The sequence below is a fragment of the Bradyrhizobium sp. USDA 4504 genome, from assembly GCF_054063995.1.
Map to the genome: position 1 here is coordinate 7,105,079 of NZ_JBSSGV010000001.1, position 18,790 is coordinate 7,123,868.

Annotated in this window: 19 protein-coding genes and 1 tRNA gene; 5 read left to right on the top strand and 15 right to left on the bottom strand. The window is 65.2% G+C overall.

The features are described 5' to 3' along the window. Positions 1 to 5: 5 nt before the first annotated feature. From ACVMB1_RS33275 to ACVMB1_RS33285, 3 genes are all read right to left on the bottom strand, one after another. Positions 6 to 413: a thiol-disulfide oxidoreductase DCC family protein gene (locus tag ACVMB1_RS33275; RefSeq protein ID WP_076834976.1), complete on the bottom strand. Its 408-nt coding sequence runs from the start codon at positions 411 to 413 to the stop codon at positions 6 to 8. Positions 414 to 471: 58 nt separating this feature from the next. Next, positions 472 to 1,800 (bottom strand): SDR family oxidoreductase, encoded by a 1,329-nt coding sequence (locus ACVMB1_RS33280; RefSeq protein ID WP_076834977.1) that lies wholly within the window; start codon positions 1,798 to 1,800, stop codon positions 472 to 474. Between the two features lie 125 nt (positions 1,801 to 1,925). Further along, positions 1,926 to 2,393: a DUF2269 family protein gene (locus ACVMB1_RS33285; protein WP_076834978.1), complete on the bottom strand. Its 468-nt coding sequence runs from the start codon at positions 2,391 to 2,393 to the stop codon at positions 1,926 to 1,928. Positions 2,394 to 2,767: 374 nt separating this feature from the next. On the opposite strand from ACVMB1_RS33285, the gene ACVMB1_RS33290 reads away from it, so the two are divergent. Continuing rightward, positions 2,768 to 3,277, top strand: coding sequence for a GNAT family N-acetyltransferase (locus ACVMB1_RS33290; RefSeq protein WP_016847248.1), 510 nt, complete (start codon positions 2,768 to 2,770; stop codon positions 3,275 to 3,277). 165 nt (positions 3,278 to 3,442) lie between these two features. Continuing rightward, on the top strand, positions 3,443 to 3,973 hold the full coding sequence (gene ppa / locus ACVMB1_RS33295) for an inorganic diphosphatase (protein WP_028337382.1): 531 nt from the start codon (positions 3,443 to 3,445) through the stop codon (positions 3,971 to 3,973). A gap of 154 nt (positions 3,974 to 4,127) precedes the next feature. On the opposite strand, the gene folD is transcribed toward ppa, so the two are convergent. The 3 genes from folD to ACVMB1_RS33310 are packed head-to-tail and all read right to left on the bottom strand — an operon-like array spanning position 4,128 to position 5,661. Further along, entirely contained in the window at positions 4,128 to 5,012 is an 885-nt protein-coding gene (gene folD / locus ACVMB1_RS33300; RefSeq protein ID WP_076834979.1) for a bifunctional methylenetetrahydrofolate dehydrogenase/methenyltetrahydrofolate cyclohydrolase FolD, read from the bottom strand. 1 nt (position 5,013) lies between these two features. Further along, entirely contained in the window at positions 5,014 to 5,349 is a 336-nt protein-coding gene (locus ACVMB1_RS33305) for a DUF167 domain-containing protein (protein ID WP_016847251.1), read from the bottom strand. A 21-nt stretch (positions 5,350 to 5,370) separates the two neighbouring features. Beyond that, a complete protein-coding gene (locus ACVMB1_RS33310) occupies positions 5,371 to 5,661 on the bottom strand; it encodes a YggT family protein (RefSeq protein ID WP_016847252.1) in 291 nt (96 codons plus the stop codon). Between the two features lie 297 nt (positions 5,662 to 5,958). Between ACVMB1_RS33310 and ACVMB1_RS33315 the strand changes: the two genes are divergently transcribed. After that, a tRNA-Ala gene (locus tag ACVMB1_RS33315) sits at positions 5,959 to 6,034 on the top strand. Positions 6,035 to 6,144: 110 nt separating this feature from the next. Here the strand turns inward: ACVMB1_RS33315 and ACVMB1_RS33320 are convergent. The 7 genes from ACVMB1_RS33320 to ACVMB1_RS33350 form a co-directional block, all read right to left on the bottom strand. After that, positions 6,145 to 6,954, bottom strand: a complete 810-nt coding sequence (locus tag ACVMB1_RS33320; protein ID WP_076834980.1) for an enoyl-CoA hydratase — start codon at positions 6,952 to 6,954, stop codon at positions 6,145 to 6,147. Between the two features lie 116 nt (positions 6,955 to 7,070). After that, on the bottom strand, positions 7,071 to 7,898 hold the full coding sequence (locus ACVMB1_RS33325; RefSeq protein ID WP_076834981.1) for a glutamine amidotransferase: 828 nt from the start codon (positions 7,896 to 7,898) through the stop codon (positions 7,071 to 7,073). Positions 7,899 to 8,040: 142 nt separating this feature from the next. After that, positions 8,041 to 8,820, bottom strand: coding sequence for an SDR family NAD(P)-dependent oxidoreductase (locus ACVMB1_RS33330; protein ID WP_076834982.1), 780 nt, complete (start codon positions 8,818 to 8,820; stop codon positions 8,041 to 8,043). A 226-nt stretch (positions 8,821 to 9,046) separates the two neighbouring features. Next, positions 9,047 to 9,550, bottom strand: a complete 504-nt coding sequence (locus tag ACVMB1_RS33335; RefSeq protein WP_016847256.1) for a tellurite resistance TerB family protein — start codon at positions 9,548 to 9,550, stop codon at positions 9,047 to 9,049. Positions 9,551 to 9,827: 277 nt separating this feature from the next. Continuing rightward, on the bottom strand, positions 9,828 to 11,237 hold the full coding sequence (locus ACVMB1_RS33340) for an adenylate/guanylate cyclase domain-containing protein (protein WP_076834983.1): 1,410 nt from the start codon (positions 11,235 to 11,237) through the stop codon (positions 9,828 to 9,830). Between the two features lie 41 nt (positions 11,238 to 11,278). Continuing rightward, on the bottom strand, positions 11,279 to 12,664 hold the full coding sequence (locus ACVMB1_RS33345; RefSeq protein WP_076835005.1) for a cytochrome P450: 1,386 nt from the start codon (positions 12,662 to 12,664) through the stop codon (positions 11,279 to 11,281). An 83-nt stretch (positions 12,665 to 12,747) separates the two neighbouring features. After that, a complete protein-coding gene (locus tag ACVMB1_RS33350; RefSeq protein ID WP_076834984.1) occupies positions 12,748 to 14,109 on the bottom strand; it encodes a hydrolase in 1,362 nt (453 codons plus the stop codon). 183 nt (positions 14,110 to 14,292) lie between these two features. On the opposite strand from ACVMB1_RS33350, the gene ACVMB1_RS33355 reads away from it, so the two are divergent. After that, positions 14,293 to 15,972, top strand: coding sequence for an MFS transporter (locus tag ACVMB1_RS33355; protein ID WP_076834985.1), 1,680 nt, complete (start codon positions 14,293 to 14,295; stop codon positions 15,970 to 15,972). A 137-nt stretch (positions 15,973 to 16,109) separates the two neighbouring features. Here ACVMB1_RS33355 and ACVMB1_RS33360 read toward each other — a convergent pair whose 3' ends face one another. Further along, positions 16,110 to 16,325 (bottom strand): hypothetical protein, encoded by a 216-nt coding sequence (locus tag ACVMB1_RS33360; RefSeq protein WP_076834986.1) that lies wholly within the window; start codon positions 16,323 to 16,325, stop codon positions 16,110 to 16,112. 311 nt (positions 16,326 to 16,636) lie between these two features. Between ACVMB1_RS33360 and ACVMB1_RS33365 the strand changes: the two genes are divergently transcribed. After that, a complete protein-coding gene (locus ACVMB1_RS33365; RefSeq protein WP_076834987.1) occupies positions 16,637 to 17,695 on the top strand; it encodes a polysaccharide deacetylase family protein in 1,059 nt (352 codons plus the stop codon). A gap of 545 nt (positions 17,696 to 18,240) precedes the next feature. Here the strand turns inward: ACVMB1_RS33365 and ACVMB1_RS33370 are convergent. Further along, positions 18,241 to 18,786, bottom strand: a complete 546-nt coding sequence (locus ACVMB1_RS33370; RefSeq protein ID WP_076834988.1) for a carboxymuconolactone decarboxylase family protein — start codon at positions 18,784 to 18,786, stop codon at positions 18,241 to 18,243. Positions 18,787 to 18,790: the final 4 nt, after the last annotated feature.

Genomic DNA, 18,790 nt, shown 5'->3' on the forward strand with positions numbered 1-18,790 from the left:
AGACTTCACTCCAGCACCCTCGCCCGCATATCCGCGTCGGGCACGAAGCACGTCTCGTACTTCCCGAAGATGCGATAGCGGTTGCGGGCGATCAGGCTGTAGACGGCATCGCGCAGCGGCTTGGGGACCGCGAACAGTGTGCGGGTCCAGCGCCAGCCGGGCAGATGGCTCAGCACCGTCAGCGCCGCGTCGGACTTCATGTAGGCGACGCCGCCATGGACGACGGCGTTGGTGTCGGGGTCGTCAGGATCGATGCCGAAGCTCTTCGCCAGCCGCGTGCCGTAGCCGGACTGGATCGGCGTGAAGCGAAAGCGGCGTGCCGTGTCGCGGGCGATGACGAAGCGGACCCAGCGCGAGCAGAAGATGCAGACGCCGTCATAGAGGATCACGTCGTCGTCGGGCCAACTGCTCATCTCGATTCCCTCAACGCGTTTTCTTCACGCGAACCGGTTCCCACTTCGCTCGAAAACGCTACCGGTTATCCAGGATCAACAGCGCGACCAGCATCAGCACGATCGCAGGTCCCGTCTTCACCAGCGCGCCGAGCGGCTCGATCCAGAGATCCGGCGTCAGGATCGCCGATCCCGCCATGTAGCCGAGCGAGGCGACGATGCCTGCGATCAGACCGAACGCCGCGGTGCGACGGATCGCGATCAGCACCCCGATGCTCATGTCCATCAGGCTGGTCAACACCGTCACCGGCCCGACCAGCGCCGCCGGGAAATGGTGCGCACGCAAAATGCCCGCCGCGGCGTCATAGGAGATCACCAGCGCGATGAAGCCGGATGCGACCCAGAACAGCACGAGGCTTGCGAAGATCAGCGCCTTGATCAGGAACAGCCGCGCGAACCATTTATCCTGAATGGTCGCGGGGCGGCCGCCGACCGCTTGCGCGATTGTCGTCGGCACGATGCCGGTCGCTTGCATCCAGCCTGCGGGATCGCCGGTGACGCCGCGGCGCAGTTCGGCGATCGCGGTGGAGCGCAGCGGCGGCATCCAGCCGAGCCGGCTCGCGAGATCGCCGAGGCGGGCGCCGAGATCGATCAGGACCGGCGGCGTCGCGATGCGGACATGCTTTGCCGTGCCGAACGACCGGCGGAACTGGGCGATGACGCCGCCGAGCGAAATCGGCTGCTCCTGCATCAGGTCCCATGTCACCGATCGCACCGCTTCATCGGCGACATCGCGCGCCGCAAGCCAGGCGATGGTGGCGGCGATATCCTCGACTGCGACCGGCTGGAACGGCGTCGCCGCCTCCTCGGCCGGCAGATCGACCGGCAGCGCCGCCAGCGCGCGCAGCATGGCGCTGCCGCCATAAGCCGACGGCGCGATGACGAAGCCCGGACGCAGGATCGCATGGGGAATCCCGGACGCCGCGATCAGCCGCTCGGCCTCGCGCTTGGTGGTGCTGAAGGCGGTGCGGTCCGCCTCGGCCGTGCCGGGAATCGAGATGTGGACGAGACGGATGACGCGGTGGCTGTCACGGATCGCCTGCAACAGCCGCGCGACGAGGTCGCAATGCACCGCGCTTGTGTCGCTGCCCGGACCATCCTGCAGCACGCCGAGGCAGTTCACGACGATGTTGACCTCGTGCGTGCGAAGCAGCTGCGTCAGCGCCGCGGCATCCATCGACATGACAGGCAGCTCGATGTCGGTCGCGCTGATTTTCTGCGCCGGCGTGAAATGCCGCGCGACCCCGATCACGTGAAAGCCGCGCGCCCTCAGATCGTCGGTGATGGTGCGCCCGATCAGGCCCGAGGCGCCGAGCACGAGGATGTTGTGTGATGCGTCGTCACTCATGAGGCCCCAGACTATTTGGCGTCATTCCGGGGTGCGAAGCGAACCCGGAATCTCGAGATTCCTCGATGCGCAATTGCGCATCTGCGGTTCGATGCTTCGCATCGCCCCGGAATGACGACACTGCGCTAAAATGGTTTCGCGATCATCAGCCAGAGGATGATCATCACCGAGCCGAAGCCGGGAATACCGAACAGGATCCAGCGGCGAAACAGCGCAAAATAACGCGGCGGCAGCGGAAGACCTTTTTCGACGGCCGCCTGCGCAAGATTGCGCATCTCCATCTGCATGAAGACGACGGGAACCCAGAACACGCCGGCCAGCACATAGAGCGCAAGCGAAATCGCCAGCCAGCGCTCGGTGATGCTCGTTGCCGACAACAGCATCAGCAGTCCGCCGCTCACCGGCTGAAGCAGCACGGCACTCAGCGTGAAGATCATGTCCGCGATCACGACGGTCGCCGCCGTGCGCGCGATGAACGCCACATCCTGCGTGCGATGCGCCGCCAGCATGAAGAAGGCGATGCCGGTCCCGGTGCCCAGGATCACGATGGCCCCGAGCACGTGCAGATATTTGATCAGGAAGTAGAGCGTCATCGCAGTCCGCTCGTGATCAGGCCAACTTCGGCGCGCACAAATACCGCCGCTGCCATAGGCCGGTCGGGCGCGAAAATCCACTGCGGCGGGGCAGGCGTGGCGCGGTCGGAGTACCCACATCGCGTCTGGATTCGCTCGCAGAATCCTGGCCGCGAATCAGCCCCCGAATGAGCTTTTTCCAACTATGGCAGTGTCATACTGCGCTCGCGATCCACGCTTTGCACAGCTCCGGATCGGCGGTTGGCCGCTTGAACTCCGGCAAGTGTCCTCTTTCGGAACAAGTTCTCACGACACTGATGCAAAAAATCCACAGATTAACCGATAATTAACGATGGACCTTGAAGGCGGCCCGCCGACTTGCTTTGATTACAGGCATGAGCACAACGCTAATCGAGGTCCGGCCGGCCAAAGCTGCAGACGCGGCGGCGGTGGCGTCTACCCATGACGAAGCCTGGCGCTCGGCGTATCAGGGAATCATCCCCGGCGCCGAACTCGAAAAGCTGATCAATCGCCGCGGCCCGCAGTGGTGGGACAGCGCCATCCGCAAGGGCAGCCGCGTCAGCGTGCTGGTGTTCGGCGACCGGATCGCAGGCTACGCCAATTACGGCCGCAACCGCGCCCGCAGCCTGCATTTCGAAGGCGAGATCTACGAGCTCTATTTGCGGCCGGAATTCCAGGGGCTTGGCTTCGGCCGGCGCCTGTTCGCCTCCGCCCGCCGCGACCTGATGCAGAGCGGCCTCAAGAGCATGGTGATCTGGGCGCTCTCCGACAACGAGCCGGCGACCGAGTTTTACCGTGCGCTGGGCGGCCGGATGGTGGCGCGCTCTTCGGAGCGGTTCGGGCCCAAGTCGCTCGACAAGGTCGCTTTCGCCTGGGCCAACTGAAAATCCTGCTTCTCTCGCAGCTGCAGCAAGGCTAAACCAGCCTCCAGCGCTGCGCGCGTCGGCCAGCCCGGCCCCAAGGCCGGGCCGGGAGCCGTTTCGCGGCCCGGCGGCGCCAACCAAAAAATCACATCGTTCTCAACTTCCAAAGGCCACGCGGAGCAATCCATGCGTATCGACGCCATATCGATCGGAAAAAATCCGCCCCACGACGTCAACGTCATCATCGAGGTTGCCGTCGGCGGCGAGCCAATCAAGTACGAAATGGACAAGGAAGCCGGCACGCTCGTGGTGGACCGCTTCCTCTACACGCCGATGCGCTATCCCGGCAATTACGGCTTCATCCCGCACACGCTGTCCGGCGACGGCGATCCCTGCGACGTGCTGATCGTCAACACCCGCGCGATCGTGCCGGGCGCGGTGATGAGCGTCCGCGTGGTCGGCGTGCTCCTGATGGAGGACGAGGCCGGCGGCGACGAGAAGATCATCGCGGTGCCGTCATCGAAGCTGACCCAGCGCTACGACAAGGTGCAGAACTACAGCGACCTGCCCGACATCACGCTGCAGCAAATCCAGCACTTCTTCGAGCACTACAAGGACCTCGAGAAGGGCAAGTGGGTGAAGGTGCTACGCTGGGGCGACGCCGACGAAGCCCGCAGGCTGATCCTCGAAGGCATCGAGCGCGCGAAGAAGAAGTGACTATCCTCGCCCCGCTTGCGGGGAGAGGTCGGATCGCATGTAGCGGAGCGGAATGCGATCCGGGTGAGGGGGTACAGGTCTTTCGACAGTCCCATCTCGGAGAGGGGCCCCTCACCCCAACCCTCTCCCCGCAAGAGCGGGGCGAGGGAGCATTTCACACCGCCGGCGCCGCCAAGCCGGCAATCGCACAGGCGGCGCGCAGCGTGTTGACCAGGAGGCACGCCACCGTCATCTGCCCGACGCCGCCGGGCACCGGCGTGATTGCGCCGGCGACATTGAGGGCTTCCTGGAACGCGACATCGCCGACCAGTTTCGGCTTGCCGCCGGGCACCGGAATGCGGTTGATGCCGACATCGATCACCGTCGCGCCCGGCTTCAGCCAGTCGCCCCGCACCATCTCGGGCCGGCCGACCGCGGCATAGACCAGATCGGCCTGGGCGCAGAGCTTTGGCAGATCGCGCGAGCGCGAATGCGCGATCGTCACCGTCGCGTTCTCGTTCAGCAGCAATTGCACCAGCGGACGACCGACCAGATTGGAGCGGCCGATCACGATCGCGTTCATGCCCTCCAGCGAGGCGTGCACGCTCTTGGTCAGGATGATGCAGCCGAGCGGCGTGCAGGGCGACAGCGCCGCCAAGCCCCCGGCGAGCCGGCCGGCATTGTTGGGGTGCAGGCCATCGACGTCCTTGGCCGGATCGATCGCGTTGATGATGGTCTCGGTGTGCAGCGACTTCGGCAGCGGCAGCTGCACCAGGATGCCATGCACCATGGGATCGCGGTTGAGCCGCGCGATCAGCGCCAGCAGATCGGCCTGCGACACATCATCCGGCAGCTTGTGCTCGAACGAGGCCATGCCGGCGGCCTGGGTCTGGGTGTGCTTGCTGCGGACATAGACCTCGCTCGCGGGATCATGGCCGACGAGCACGACGGCGAGCCCCGGCGTGAGCTGGTGGTCGCGCTTGACGCGGGCGACCTCGTCGGCGACGCGGGCGCGAAGCTCGGCGGCGATGGCTTTTCCGTCGATGATGCGGGCAGTCATGTCAGTCCCTTGTCTGCTGGTTCGGCTTGGCCGCCGTCAGCTTCCTCAATGTATCGCCGAGCCCTTTCGGATCGCCGTCCACCGCGACCTGCTTGAGCCGCGAGGTGGCCCCGGACAGCAGCTTAACCCTGGCCTTCGGCACGCCGAGCGCCTTGGCCAGCAGCTCAGTCACCGCACGGTTGGCCTCGCCGCCCTCGGCGATGGCGCGCACCCGCACCTTCACCACCGAACGGCCGTTGGCCAGCGTTTCGATCCCGTCGATGTCGTCGCGGCCGCCGCGCGGCGTCACGCGCAGCGCGATGCTGATGCCCTCGGTGGAATAGCGCCACGGATCCATCAAGGCCCCGTCGAGAAAGGGTCAGATCACGTTGGGATAGATGTAATAGGCGATCACCCGCTGGATGAACATGATGATCAGGATCACGATGATCGGTGAAATATCGAGCCCGCCCAGATTCGGCATCACGTTGCGGATCGGCCGCAGCACCGGCTCGGTGATCCGGTAGAGGAACTCGGCCACCGCGGAAACGAACTGGTTGCGCGTGTTGACCACATTGAAGGCGACCAGCCAGGACAGGATGGCGGAGGCGATCAGCAGCCAGACATAGAGGTCGAGGATGATGATGACGATGTCGAGAACAGCGCGCATATGAGGGGGGCTCGCGGGTAAGACAACCGATTGAGGCGCAACGAGACCGGACTGAGCCGCCATCGCGCTTCTTGTTTGAGCGGGATCGTTTCGGAAAACCGCTATGCGCTGGGCGCTCGCGCGGTCCGCCGGGTCGGGATCACGCCCTAGATATCGGTTCATCCCCCCGCAAACAAGGGAAGTTCCCTGCGGGACGGGCCGAAAACCGCGCCTTCACCGTTCTTGACTTGACCTTGGGCGGGACTGTAAATGGCGCCCGACTGACGGCCGGGATACTCAGCAACACCCGGCCGCGATGGGGCCATAGCTCAGCTGGGAGAGCGCGTCGTTCGCAATGACGAGGTCGGCGGTTCGATCCCGCCTGGCTCCACCACGCTTCGCCCTTCGGGCTACGCGTGGCGCAGCCGCGCAGGAGCCTGGAGGGCGAAGCGTGGTGTCCGGCGAAGCCCAAAGGGCGAAGACGGACTTTGTCCGTTAGCCCCCTCACGTCCCCGTAAACCTTGGCGGCCGCTTCTCCACAAAGCTCGCGACGCCTTCCCTGAAATCATTGCCCTTCAGCGCGATCTGCATCTCGCGGTTGGCATCGATGGTGGCTTCGGCGAGCGTCTGGAACGGCACGTCGTAGATCTGGCGCTTGATCACAGCGATCGCGCTCGGCGAGACGAAATCGGCGAGGTCGCGGGCGTAGGCATAGGTCTCCTCGCGCAGCTTCTCCGGCGAGGAAAGCCGGTTGACGAGGCCGATGCGCAGCGCCTCCTCCGCCGACACCCGCCGCGCCGACATCAACAGATCGAGCGCGTTGGCGTGGCCGACGATGCGCGGCAGCATCCAGCTGATGCCGTGTTCGGCGATCAGGCCGCGCCGCGCGAAGGCGGTGGTGAACACCGCGGTGTCAGCGGCGAAGCGCAAATCGCAATAGAGCGCGTGGACCAGGCCGATGCCGGCGGTGGCGCCGTTGAGCATCGCGATCACGGGCTTCCTGATCGCGGGGTAGTAGGCGTAGCGCGTCTGCCAGTCGGCGCGGCGGTTCATGTCGAACGGGATGTTCTCGCCGCGCCTGACCTCGTTGGGATCGATTCCCTTCAGCGCGTCCATGTCGGCGCCGGCGCAGAAGCCGCGGCCCGCGCCGGTCAGCACGATGACGCGAACGTTGTCGTCGTCGGCCGCCGCCTCCATCGCGTGGCGCACGTCGCGCTCCATGATCGCGGTCCACGCATTCATGCGATCGGGGCGATTGAGCGTGATGGTCGCGATCCTGTCGCTGACCTCATAGAGGATGTGCTCGTAGCTCACGGCGATCTCCCTGTGCCTTGTCGTTATTGATACGCGCGGCGATGCGGCCTGCGCGCGGCGACCGACAGTAGCACATTCACCAGAATGAAAAGCCGGCGCGAAATTCCGCGTGGCGGCTATTCCGCGGCCTGCAGCAGCTGCCGTCGCGGCACGCGCGCGATCCAGCCGTCGATGAAATGCTTCAGCCACGCGCGCTCGGCGGCATCGTGCACAGCACGCTCGGCGAAGTGCAGATGACCCGGTTGTGCGCCCGGCGAATCCATCCGTGCACAACCGCGCGTGGTCCAGCGATGCATCATCGCGTAGGTCACGTCGGGATGGAATTGCAGGCCGAAGGCGTTGCCGAACTGGAACGCCTGCACCGGGAAATCGTCGCCCGCCGCGAGCAGGTCGGCGCCGGCCGGCAATTGAAATCCCTCGCCGTGCCAGTGATAGACCCGCGCCGGCCAGCCCGGGCAGAGCGCGCGGCCCGCCTCGGTCGGCCTGACCGGATAATAGCCGACCTCGACACGGCCTTGCGGATGCGGCGCGACCTCGGCGCCGAGCTGCCGCGCCAGCATCTGCGCGCCGAGGCAGATGCCCAGGAACGGACGCTGCTCGCGCAGCGGAACGGCGATCCAGTCGATCTCGCGCCGCACGTAGTCGTCGCCGTCATTGGCGCTCATCGGACCGCCGAAGATCACCGCGCCGGCATGCGCATCGAGCGTTTCGGGCAGCGCGTCGCCGAAGCGCGGGCGGCGGATGTCGAGGCGGTAGCCCAGCGCGCGCAGGGCGTTGCCGATCCGGCCGGGAGTCGATGTCTCCTGATGCAGCACGATCAGCACCGGCCGCAACGAGACCTGAGCCGAGATCTGATCCAAGACCTGATCTCTGGGCGTGACCGCGGCCGGCCTTCGGCTGGCGAAGGGCACCACGACACGGCTCTGGTCAGTCCGGAACGACATTGCCTCTGCTTAAAGTTTCGGCACGTAAGGCGCGATCATAGCTAAGTGGTCGTTAACATCGTGTGAGTTTGCGCACAGCCAGGCGAAGCAAATCGCGGGCCAGAAACAGCCTTAGCGGCAACGAGTGGGCTTTCCAGGGCAGCTAGCGCTTGCGGAGCTGGAATCCGCCGACCGCCGTCAGGATGAAGTCGCGCGGAAACAGCCGGAGCAGGAACGGCACCAGCTTGATGAAGGTGCCGGGCAGCACCGCGCGCTTGTTGGCCATCAACCCGCGATAGGCCTGACGGGCCACCTCTTCCGGTGAAACGTTGAGGATGGCGGAATCGAATCCAGGGGCAAATCCGGCGCGATCCTGAAACTCCGATGGTACCGGGCCCGGGCAACACACGGTGACACGCACGCCCTGCGGCGCCAGCTCACAGCGCAACGCCTCGGTAAACGACAACACATAGGCCTTGCTGGCGTAGTACACGGCCATGCCGGGGCCTGGCAGAAATCCGGCGATCGAGCCGAGATTGAGGATGCCGCCGCGGTTGCGGATCAGCTGGTCGGCAAAGCGCAGCGTCAGATCGGTCAGCGCGCGGATATTGACATTGATGATGTTGAGCTGCTCGGCGCGGTCGCGCTCGATGGCGCGGCCGAACAGGCCGAAGCCGGCATTATTGACGAGAAATTCGACCTCGACCCCGGCGTCGGTCAGGGCCTGCGCGATCCGGTCGCCCGCATCGGCGTGCTGGAGATCACAGGGGATCACAATCGGCGCTGCGCCGCCCTTGGCCCCGAGTTCGTCGGCGAGCGCCTTCAGGCGGTCGGCGCGCCGCGCCACCAGCGCCACACGGTGACCATTCGATGCAAACACGCGCGCCAGTTCGGTGCCTATGCCCGCCGATGCCCCGGTTATCAGCGTCACACGCTCGGTCACGTTTCAAACTCTTACTGCAAATTCTAGTGAGGTCCCCAACAAGCCGACGAGAGCATAGGCATGCGGTGGGACGCAAGCCGTGTGTAAGCTTGTGGACAGCGGCGAGGTACTGGTTTTGTGGTGAAACGCCAGATTTTCAGTCGGATCGCCCACAATCGCGGCGGACATTAAAATTTCGTCATCCCTGATACCGGTGACGATGCGTCCGCCGGCGCGGGCAATCGCGTCAGATTGCGGCGTCCGCCGTGCCCCAGGGGCCCTTTGGCAGCGCCGCCTGCTTCTCGGCAACCCGATGCTTGAGATCGATGCGGTCGCGCGAGGAAATGCCGAGCAGATCGGCGGCGCGCCAGACCACATTGTCCTCGAACTCGCTGACCTGACCGTCGGCATAGACCAGCTCCCACATCATCTCGACGATGCGCAGGCGTCCCTCCTCGTTCACCGAGCGCATGATCACACTGGTAAAGTGATAGAGATCGACGGCCTCGCCCTCGACGCGCATGGCAGAGGCGATCAGCTTGTCGGCCGCGCCGCGATCGAGTTGGAAACGGCTCTCGATCAGGCCGTGCAGCTTGCGCGTCTCGGCAGGCGTCGGCTCGCCATCCAGCGAGACGACATGCACCAGCAGCGCCGTCGCCGCCAGGCGATAGTCGCCGTCATCGAAGGTGCGGTCGGCCTGGGCGTCGGGGGAAACGATATCGGCAATGAATTGGCGAAGTCCGTCGAGCATCGTTCTCTCTGTGGAATGAAGTCTGCCTGATTTGAGCGCGATCTATCCGGCTATCAAGTTTTTCCGGATCCCGCTCCGTTGAAATCTATATGGCGTGGAAACAGAACCGGTGCAATCCGCGCAGGTTCCCGCTGCGACATTACGTTTCGGCAACATGGATTGAGTCATTCCGGGGCGATGCGAAGCATCGAACCCGGAATCTCGAGATTCCCCGATGCGCAATTGCGCATCTGAGGTCTGGTCCTGACGGACCATCCCGGAATGACGATGTGCTCAACTACGGTATCTCGTACACCACGAGCTTGTCGGCAATGCCACGCAGTGCCGCTTCCTTCTGGATCGGCTTGATCGCGGCGCGATCGAGGATGCCCGCGACCTCAGCCGATTCCATCACCGGCTGGGTCAAATGGATTTCCTGCGACGTCGACAGGCTCTGCACCCTGGCTGCGATATTCACGGTCTGGCCGAAATAATCCTGCCGCTCGTTGAGCGTCACCGCGAGGCACGGCCCCTCATGGATGCCGATCTTGACGATCAGATCTTCCTTGCCGCGCGCGGTGTTGAGCTGCTTCATCGCCGCCCGCATGCGCAGGCCCGCCGACAATGCATGCTCTGGCCGGATGAAGGTCGCCATCACGGCATCGCCGATCGTCTTCACCACGGCGCCGTGCTCGGAAGCGATGATCTCGAGCAGCGCGTGGAAATGCGCGCGCACCAGATCGAACGCGGCGAGATCGCCGACCCGTTCATAGAGCGCAGTCGAGCCTTTGAGGTCGGTGAACAGGAAGGTGAGCGCGGTGATCTTCAGCCGCTGGTCGACCGTGAGGTTGTCGGCCTTGAACACATCACGGAAGGTCTGGTTCGACAGCATCCGCTTCGCGGTGAGGATCGGCTTGCGCTTGCCGAGCAGCTCATGCAGCGCATCGGCCGCTACCCAAACAGCGGGCAGCACGCGGGTGTCGGTCTGGTTGTCCAGCGACAGCCGGAGCGGCCCCGGCCGCAGCACTGTGGTGCCGGTCGGCGCCTGCAGCTTGTTGAACACGATCGAGAATTGCTGGCGCTCGGTGGTCGGCTCGCCCTGCACGTCGAAGAAATGCGCCGAGTGCGTCACCGGCTCGAACACGATCAGGAACTGCTTCGGCAATTGCAGCGACAGCAGCGCCTTTTCGCCGGCCGGCAACTCCAGCGATTCCAGCGTCACCTCCTTGAGCAGGCGCTCCAGCGAGTCTTCGTTGAGCTCGATGCCCGAGCTCCAGAACATCTGGCGGACATATTCCCAGATCGGCAGCGTATTCGGATCATGCGCGCCGATGCGGCGCACGCGCGGGCTGACGGTGAAGGCGACCTCGACCAGATCGTCGACGGACGCTTCGTATCCGGCCGCGCACAGCGCACAATTATAGTCGTCATGGCGCAACGACTTCAGCGTCGAATGCGCATCGAGCACGCCGCCGCAGCCCGGGCACAGCACATTCCAGCTCATGTCGAACAGGCCGAGCCGCGACGCATGCAGGAAACCGGAGATCACCTTCTCCTGGTCGAGCCCGGTGCGGCTCGAGAAATCCAGCAGATTGATACGGTTGAGATCCCGATCATGACCGTCCGCGATCAACTGCTGCATCGCATCGACCACGGCCGGATCGGTCGTCTGCCTGAGGACTGCGAAATGGGCCTGCGTATCGCTCATGGTGAGCCCCTAGATGAGCATTGGGACACCGCCGCGCAAGATCAGCGCGGCTTGATCGTAAACACCGGCGAACGGTTCGGCTGTGTCGTCACCACGCCGATCGGCAGCACCGGATCTTTGTCCGCCAGCGCTACGCGGAATGCGCCGACAATCTTCGCAAGCGCGAGCGTCGCCTCGACCAACGCAAAATGCGCCCCGATGCAGACCCGCGCGCCGACCCCGAACGGCAGATAGGCGAACCGATCGGGCGGCGTTCCCGTCATGAAACGCGACGGCACGAACGCGTTCGGATCGCGCCACAGCTTCTCATGCCGGTGCAACAGCCACGGTGCGATCAGGATTACGTCACCCTTCCTGACCGGACGGCCCGCGATGGTATCGGGACCGCCTGCCGCACGCGCGATCAGGAACGCCGGCGGATAAAGCCGCATGGTTTCGTCGATCACCGCGCGGGTGAATTTCAGCCGCTCGATGTCGAGCGCGCCAGACGTCGCCGCGCTCCCGACTTCTGCCGCCAGCTGTTCCTGGGTCAGGGGATCGAGCGCCAGCAGATAGAGCGCCCAGAACAGCGCGGTCGCAGTCGTCTCGTGGCCGGCCAGGATCATGGTGGCGACCTGGTCGCCGAGTTGGGCATCGGTGAAGGCCTCGCCGGTTTCAGGATCACGCGCGGCGCCCATCAGGTCGAACAGGTCGCGGGCCGGCGCGTTGTCATCCTTGCCGGCCGCACGTCGCTCGGCCATCAGCATGCCGACGAACGCGGTCCAGCGCTTGCGGAAACGGGCGCGGCGGAAATCCTGCGGCGTCGGCCAGTTCAACGGCAGCACCAGATCGAGCATGTGCGGCCGCGCCAGCGTGTTGCCATACTCCATCACGAAATCCCGCAGCGCGGCGCCGTGGCGATCCATGCCGAACGAGAACATGGTGCGGCCGGCGATCTCCAGCGTCATCCGCTGCATCGCCTCGCGCAGATCGACCGGGCCGCCGCTGGCCGACTTCAGCTTGGCGATGGTCTCGTCGACCGCCGCAATCATGTAAGGCACCAGCGTCGTCACCGCGCGCGGCGTGAACGCGGGCGCCAGCGTGCGGCGCTGATGTTTCCACGCCCGCCCTTCGGCGATCAATAGCCCCTCGCCGAGCATCGGACGCAGCACGCGAAGGCCGGCCGGCGTGCGGGTGTAGTTCTCGTAATTGTCGACCAGCACATGGCGGATCGCATCCGGCGTGTTGAGGATAAAGCTCGAGTGGCCGAGAAAACGGCCCTGGACAATGTCGTCCTCATAGGCGCGCTGGCCCCAGGTCTCGATCGGCGAGTTGCGCATCACGCGCATGCGCTGGAACGCGCCCATGTCGTCCGGCGCGCGCGGCGGGGCCGGCGGGACCAGGGGCCGCCGCGTGACCGTGATATCGTAGACCTCGGCTATGCTCATGGTCCTCGCTTCCTGCCTCACGCGACGGCCGATCCGGCCATGCGATCCCGGCGCCAAGAAGGCGCGCGGACCCTCCACCAGACCTAATAAGTCAGCTCGGCGACCGCAATCCGATTTTCCGATGCCGGCCAGGCCCGCATCACGATGCGCTCCCCGTTGAAGATCGCGGCGACCGGACGGCCGACATCGTCCGCGGCCAGCCGCATCGTCGTCACCGAATCGGTCGGCACGCCCGGCTTTACATCGGCCGGCTCCTTGCCGTCGAACAGCACGATATCGCGCGGCAGGCCGAAATAGCCGCGCGGCCGCGACATCAGCACGACCGCGCCTGCGCCGGCATCGGCCGGTCCCAGCGGCCGCGCCGCGCGCAGATGCACGATCTCGGACGAGCGCGGAAACGGCGAGCGATAGATGTGCGTCGTCGCCGTACCAGGTGATGTCAGCACGAATTCGAGCGGCCACGACGGGTCGACCTGCGCCGGACCCCAGCGACCGTCGGCGCCGGTCTGCGAGCTGTGCAGCGGGCCGCCGATGCGCTCGCCGGTCTCCGCCGCGACATGATAGATATCTACCGTGGCCCCCGGCACCGGCCGGTTGGTCGGCACGCCGCCGGGCATGCCTGTGACGAGGCCGCTCAGCCTCACCGCGGTCTCCGGCACGATCTCGATCCGCCACGGCTCGTGCCTTGCGATGAATTTGTAGATCTCGCGAAAGGCCCGCGGATGAAAGGCGGTCTCGCGATGATCGACCGCGCCAAGCACCAGATTGGTCGCGCCTTTCAGCGCCGGGCCGTCCGTCGTGACGTTGGTCGGCGTGCCCGGCTTGCCGGCGAAGCGGCCGTCGGCCTGCGCATATTTATCGAGGCCGTCGCTGCGCAGCGTCAGGAACAGGGTGCCGACAGTCACTTCGCTGTCGCCATCGTTCAGTCCGCGCAGGAACGGACCACGCCCGTTGAACTCGTTGCCGAGCCCGTCGTCCCACGCATACACACCGTGATTGGGCGTGCCGCACAGCACCGCGTGGCTGATGTCGCCGCCGCCACCATTCTTGATGTAATTGCGGATCGCATTGCCGCCGCGCGAACTGCCGACCAGTGCGATCCGTGGCGCACCGGTCTTCTGCTTCAGCTCCCTGATCGCCTCGGCGAGCTCGCGGCGCTGGTCCTCGGTCGAGGAGCGGCTCGCCTGCTCGATCTTGTCGTCGGTGCGTGCCAGCGGATCGGTGAAATTGATCGCGGCCATGCGCTCGCGCGGCACCCCGTTGCATTCCATCCGCCACAGCGTCGTCATCCAGAGCGCGGCGTGATCGCCATTGCCGTGCACGAACAGAATCGGCGGGGTGTCACCGGCGGGCGCCGGTTGAGCCGAGGCCGGGGCGCCGAGGCGGCTGGCCAAGAGGGACAGGGCGCCGGCCCCTTGCAATATTCTCCGCCGCGACAGTGCCATTAGCCCCTTCCCCCGACCTTCCCTTGACCTGCCCTTGGCCTTCCTCAGGTCTTTCAGTGCTTTAGCTGTACCCTATCCCCGCCAAGGATGCCGTAATCGCTGGACAGGATACGCGTTTCGCGGGCATCAGTTGGTGCAGCCGGAATCGTCCAACAAGCCATAGCAGGCCAACCGGAACTGGATATGACCGAACCGCGTGATCGCCCCGACAGTATCACTGCACCGTTGCGGCATTCAATCTTCAGGCGAATCTGGCTCGCGAGCCTGCTCTCCAATCTAGGCATCCTGATCCAGGGCGTCGGCGCGGCCTGGGCGATGACGCAGATGACCTCGGAGGCCGACAAGGTCGCGCTGGTGCAGACCGCCTTGATGTTGCCGGTGATGCTGATCTCGATGCCGGCCGGGGCCATCGCCGACATGCACGACCGCCGCATCGTCGCGCTGGTGTCGCTGGCGATCGCGCTGACCGGCGCCACCAGCCTGACCGTGCTGGCCTGGCTCAATCTGGTAACGCCGAACATCCTGCTCGCGCTGTGCTTCGTCGTCGGCAGCGGCATGGCGCTGTTCGGCCCGGCCTGGCAGTCCTCGGTCAGCGAACAGGTGCCGCCGGAGACGCTGCCCGCGGCGGTCGCGCTGAACGGCATCAGCTACAACATCGCGCGCAGCTTTGGTCCGGCGATCGGCGGCATCGTGGTCGCGTCCGCGGGCGCCGTGGCCGCCTTCGCCGCCAATGCCGTGCTGTATCTGCCGCTGCTCGTCGTGCTGTTCCTGTGGAATCGCGTCAGCGAGCCGTCGCGGCTGCCGCGCGAGCGGCTGAACCGCGCCATCGTCTCCGGGGTGCGCTACATCACCAATTCGCCGTCGATCAAGATCGTGCTGACCCGCACCATGGTGACCGGCATCATCGGCGGCTCGGTCTCGGCGCTGATGCCGCTGGTGGCGCGTGATCTGTTGCATGGCGGCGCGCAGACCTACGGCATCATGCTCGGCGCCTTCGGCATGGGCGCGGTGATCGGCGCGCTCAACATCAGCGAGATCCGCAGCCGGCTCAGCGGCGAAGCCGCCATCCGCGTCTGTGCGTTGACGATGGGCGCGGCGATCGCCGCGGTTGCCGTGAGCAAGCAGCCGGTGATCACCGCCGCCGCGCTGGTGGTTGCCGGAGCGGTGTGGATGCTGGCGATCGCGCTGTTCAATATCGGCGTGCAGCTCTCCGCACCGCGCTGGGTCGCGGGACGTTCGCTGGCGGCCTTCCAGGCCGCGATCGCCGGCGGCATCGCGATCGGCAGCTGGTGCTGGGGCCGCATCACGGACGTCGGCGGCGTCGAGATGGCGCTGTTGATCTCCGCCGGTCTGATGCTGCTGTCGCCGCTGCTCGGCATCTGGCTCAGGATGCCGCCGATCGGCGCGCGCAACGAGGACGCGACGGATGCGCTGGCCGACCCCGAGGTGCGGCTGCAACTGAGCGGGCGCAGCGGCCCGCTGGTGGTCGAGATCGAATACCGGGTGGCCCAGGACAACGCCCGCGCGTTCCACAATGTGATGCAGGACGTGCAGCTCAGCCGCCAGCGCAACGGCGCCTATGGCTGGTCGATCGCCCGCGACATCGCCGATCCCGAATTGTGGACCGAGCGCTATCATTGCCCGACCTGGCTCGATTTCCTGCGCCAGCGCAACCGCGCCACGCAGATCGAGCGCGAACTGCATCAGAAGGCCGCCGACTTCCACATCGGCGCCGAGCCGATCCGCGTGCGCCGGATGCTGGAGCGTCCGTTCGGATCGGTGCGCTGGAAGGACGAGACCCCGGACCGCGCCGCCAAGGAGGTGATCCCGGTGGTCGCGACCGCAGCGGGCAGCAGTACGTAGTCACTCCATTGTCATTCCGGGGCGCGCGAATAGCGCGAACCCGGAATCTGGAGATCATCAGCTCGAGATTCCCCGATGCGCAGTTGCGCATCTGAGGTTCATCGCTCCGCAATGCCCCGGAATGACAGCTGATGGGTCTACTGCCCGTGATCGGCGAGCGTCTGCTGGCAGGCCTTGCTGAGGCGGCTGCGATGCTCCTTCAGGCACGCCAATACGACCTGATCGCCCTCGCCGAGATGGGCGCGGCAGAACCGCGAGGCATCGCGCGAGCAGGCATCGCGCCCCTGCTGCTGCGCCGAGGCGGCCGACGTCAACAGAACCAGCGGAACGACGGCAAGCAGAAATCGGGTCATCTCTCAAAGCCTCTCAAGCGTTTTCGCGCGAAGGGGTGCGGTTCGCGTGAAGACAACGCGTCAAATAAGGAATCCGGAGCCCCGTTCCGATTTCATCGGAGCGGAAACGGCTCCAGGGAATGCGACGCCGGTTCTATAGCGTTTCCGTGCCGCGAAGAAGCTTGAAACCGACTGTGACGGTCATCACGCATGGTAACGCCCGCTTTTTCTTGTCCTTCCGGCGCCTTGTTGGGATCGCGTTAAGACCTTGTTGGCATTAATCGCTCGTTACGGCTGTGGCGTATCCTTAAGTTCCGAGAGAGTGTGTAGCGATGCGTAGTGCGTTGGGCCTGATGCTGGCCAGTGTTGTAACGGCGATCGTGATCGCCGGCGTGTGGTTCTGGACCTCCTCGCCGCGTGCCGACGCGGCTCCTCCGCAAACCACGGCTGCGGCCAAGGCCGATCCGATGCCTGCGGCGGCAAAACAGGCCGCCAGGGACGATGTCGAGACGACCGCCGCGCTGTCGAAGCGCGCCGATGCCACCCAGGCCGCGGCCCCGGCCGCCACTCCTGCCCCGGCGCCGGCGCCGGCCCCCGTCGCGGCCGCGCCCAAATGCGCCAACCCCGACGCGCTCGGCATCAGCCGCACCGTCGTGGTCGACACCAATGGCGGCCCGGGCTTCGGTTTCCTGCAGTACAAGCAGTATGACTTCCTGACCGACAAGGAGGTCGTGCTGACCTTCGACGACGGTCCGTGGCCGACCACGCCGGCCGTGCTCAAGGCGCTGGCTGACGAATGCACCAAGGCGGTGTTCTTCCCGATCGGCCTGCACACCACCTATCACCCGGACATCCTGCGCCAGGTCGCCGCCGCCGGCCACACCATCGGCGCTCATACCTGGTCGCATGCGCATCTCGCCAGCAAGAAGCTGACCGAGCAGCAGGCCAAGGACGAGATCGAGAAGGGTTTTAGCGCGGTCAAGCTGGCGCTGGGCGCGAACCCTGCTCCGTTCTTCCGCTTCCCGGCGCTGGCGCACACCCCGGCGACAACCGCCTATCTCGGCACCCGCAACATCGCGATGTTCTCGGTCGACGTCGACTCCAACGACTTCAAGTCCAAGAGCGCGGACGAGGTGATCAACAACGTGATGACCAAGCTCGACAAGGAGCACAAGGGCATCATCCTGATGCACGACCTGCAGAAGCACACCGCGCAGGCGCTGCCGACGCTGCTCCGCAAGCTCAAGGCCGGCGGCTACAAGGTGGTCTGGATGAAGGCCAAGACCCAGCTCGAGACGCTGCCCGAATACGACGCGATGATGGCGAAGACCGAGAAGCCGATCGCAACGGGCCGGCCGATCGGCAACGTCGTGCAGACGGTCGCCGAGTAACCCCGCGAACGCACTCTCAACGCAAAGCGCCCCTGGACCCGATCCAGGGGCGCTTCGCTTTCTGATCGCAGCCACCCTCTGCTGATCCGACACGGCCGGACGACGTTGAACGCCCGTGCGCCTTCGAGAGTGGCACCATCGCGCCCGGTGGCTGCGGCTCAACCAAAATATCGAAAACAACCCCATGCAAAGGAGCTGGCGGATGCCGTCTCCAGACTGACCGTTTGAGGGCTGGTGCGCCGCACCAGGTGAAGATGAGAACTATCTTTACTCCATAGCCCTCTGGAGCCCTCCTTTTGCAAGACGGCGAAGGCTTGAGGCCCTCGACGCAGCATCTACCGGCTTGTTTCCATTCGTGGTTCGGATCGGGAGCACCGGAACGTTGACCGGGTTGCTCGATGGTGCCGGCCAGGCGCATCCTCACCTTCGCCCCGGCGCGGGCGCAGCGGGCGTTCGGATCGGCCGAGATGTATTGTCCCGTCTCACGCTCCCATCACATGAAACCTCCAACCATCTTCGGAAACGCTGATGCGATCGGATAGAGTTCAGATCGAGCCAGCTGGCGCAACGGCAGGAAAATCCTGCTCGGGATCGAACGCGTTATTGAAAAAGTTCGTCAGGGAGTACATGGCCACTAGCGCGACGATCTCCATGACGTTCGCATCTGTGTAGCCAGCGTCCCGGACGGCTTTCATATCGGCGTCACCGACCTTGCCGCGGGTTGTGATGACTTTGCGCGCAAACTGGAGAGCGGCGTCCCGCTTCGGATCACTGGCATGACCCTTCCGAGCGAGAATGATTTCGTTAGCCGGCAGCTTGGCCATATGCTCGGCCGTAAAGCTGTGAACCGTCAGGCAGTAGTTGCACCCATTCACTTCGGAGACAGCGAGGCCGATGCTGTCACGTGTCTTCACGTCAAGCGCCTTGCTCAAAGAGCTGAGCAGTGTAGCCCATGCGTTGAACGCGATCGGGCTCAGCGCGAAGGTCGTCATCATATTCGGAGTGAACCCGATGTTCCTGGTGAATCCATCGAGAGTCGGTTTCGAAGCTGCCGGCACCTGAGCCGGTGTTGGCAATGCATTTCGAGCCATCAGT

Bases quoted from the DNA above. Each gene is read 5' to 3' on its own strand.
- ACVMB1_RS33275 (WP_076834976.1), bottom strand. From the start codon at position 413: ATGAGCAGTTGGCCCGACGACGACGTGATCCTCTATGACGGCGTCTGC.
- ACVMB1_RS33280 (WP_076834977.1), bottom strand. From the start codon at position 1,800: ATGAGTGACGACGCATCACACAACATCCTCGTGCTCGGCGCCTCGGGC.
- ACVMB1_RS33285 (WP_076834978.1), bottom strand. From the start codon at position 2,393: ATGACGCTCTACTTCCTGATCAAATATCTGCACGTGCTCGGGGCCATC.
- ACVMB1_RS33290 (WP_016847248.1), top strand. From the start codon at position 2,768: ATGAGCACAACGCTAATCGAGGTCCGGCCGGCCAAAGCTGCAGACGCG.
- ppa (WP_028337382.1), top strand. From the start codon at position 3,443: ATGCGTATCGACGCCATATCGATCGGAAAAAATCCGCCCCACGACGTC.
- folD (WP_076834979.1), bottom strand. From the start codon at position 5,012: ATGACTGCCCGCATCATCGACGGAAAAGCCATCGCCGCCGAGCTTCGC.
- ACVMB1_RS33305 (WP_016847251.1), bottom strand. From the start codon at position 5,349: ATGGATCCGTGGCGCTATTCCACCGAGGGCATCAGCATCGCGCTGCGC.
- ACVMB1_RS33310 (WP_016847252.1), bottom strand. From the start codon at position 5,661: ATGCGCGCTGTTCTCGACATCGTCATCATCATCCTCGACCTCTATGTC.
- ACVMB1_RS33325 (WP_076834981.1), bottom strand. From the start codon at position 7,898: ATGTCGTTCCGGACTGACCAGAGCCGTGTCGTGGTGCCCTTCGCCAGC.
- ACVMB1_RS33335 (WP_016847256.1), bottom strand. From the start codon at position 9,550: ATGCTCGACGGACTTCGCCAATTCATTGCCGATATCGTTTCCCCCGAC.
- ACVMB1_RS33340 (WP_076834983.1), bottom strand. From the start codon at position 11,237: ATGAGCGATACGCAGGCCCATTTCGCAGTCCTCAGGCAGACGACCGAT.
- ACVMB1_RS33345 (WP_076835005.1), bottom strand. From the start codon at position 12,664: ATGAGCATAGCCGAGGTCTACGATATCACGGTCACGCGGCGGCCCCTG.
- ACVMB1_RS33350 (WP_076834984.1), bottom strand. From the start codon at position 14,109: ATGGCACTGTCGCGGCGGAGAATATTGCAAGGGGCCGGCGCCCTGTCC.
- ACVMB1_RS33355 (WP_076834985.1), top strand. From the start codon at position 14,293: ATGACCGAACCGCGTGATCGCCCCGACAGTATCACTGCACCGTTGCGG.
- ACVMB1_RS33360 (WP_076834986.1), bottom strand. From the start codon at position 16,325: ATGACCCGATTTCTGCTTGCCGTCGTTCCGCTGGTTCTGTTGACGTCG.
- ACVMB1_RS33365 (WP_076834987.1), top strand. From the start codon at position 16,637: ATGCGTAGTGCGTTGGGCCTGATGCTGGCCAGTGTTGTAACGGCGATC.
- ACVMB1_RS33370 (WP_076834988.1), bottom strand. From the start codon at position 18,786: ATGGCTCGAAATGCATTGCCAACACCGGCTCAGGTGCCGGCAGCTTCG.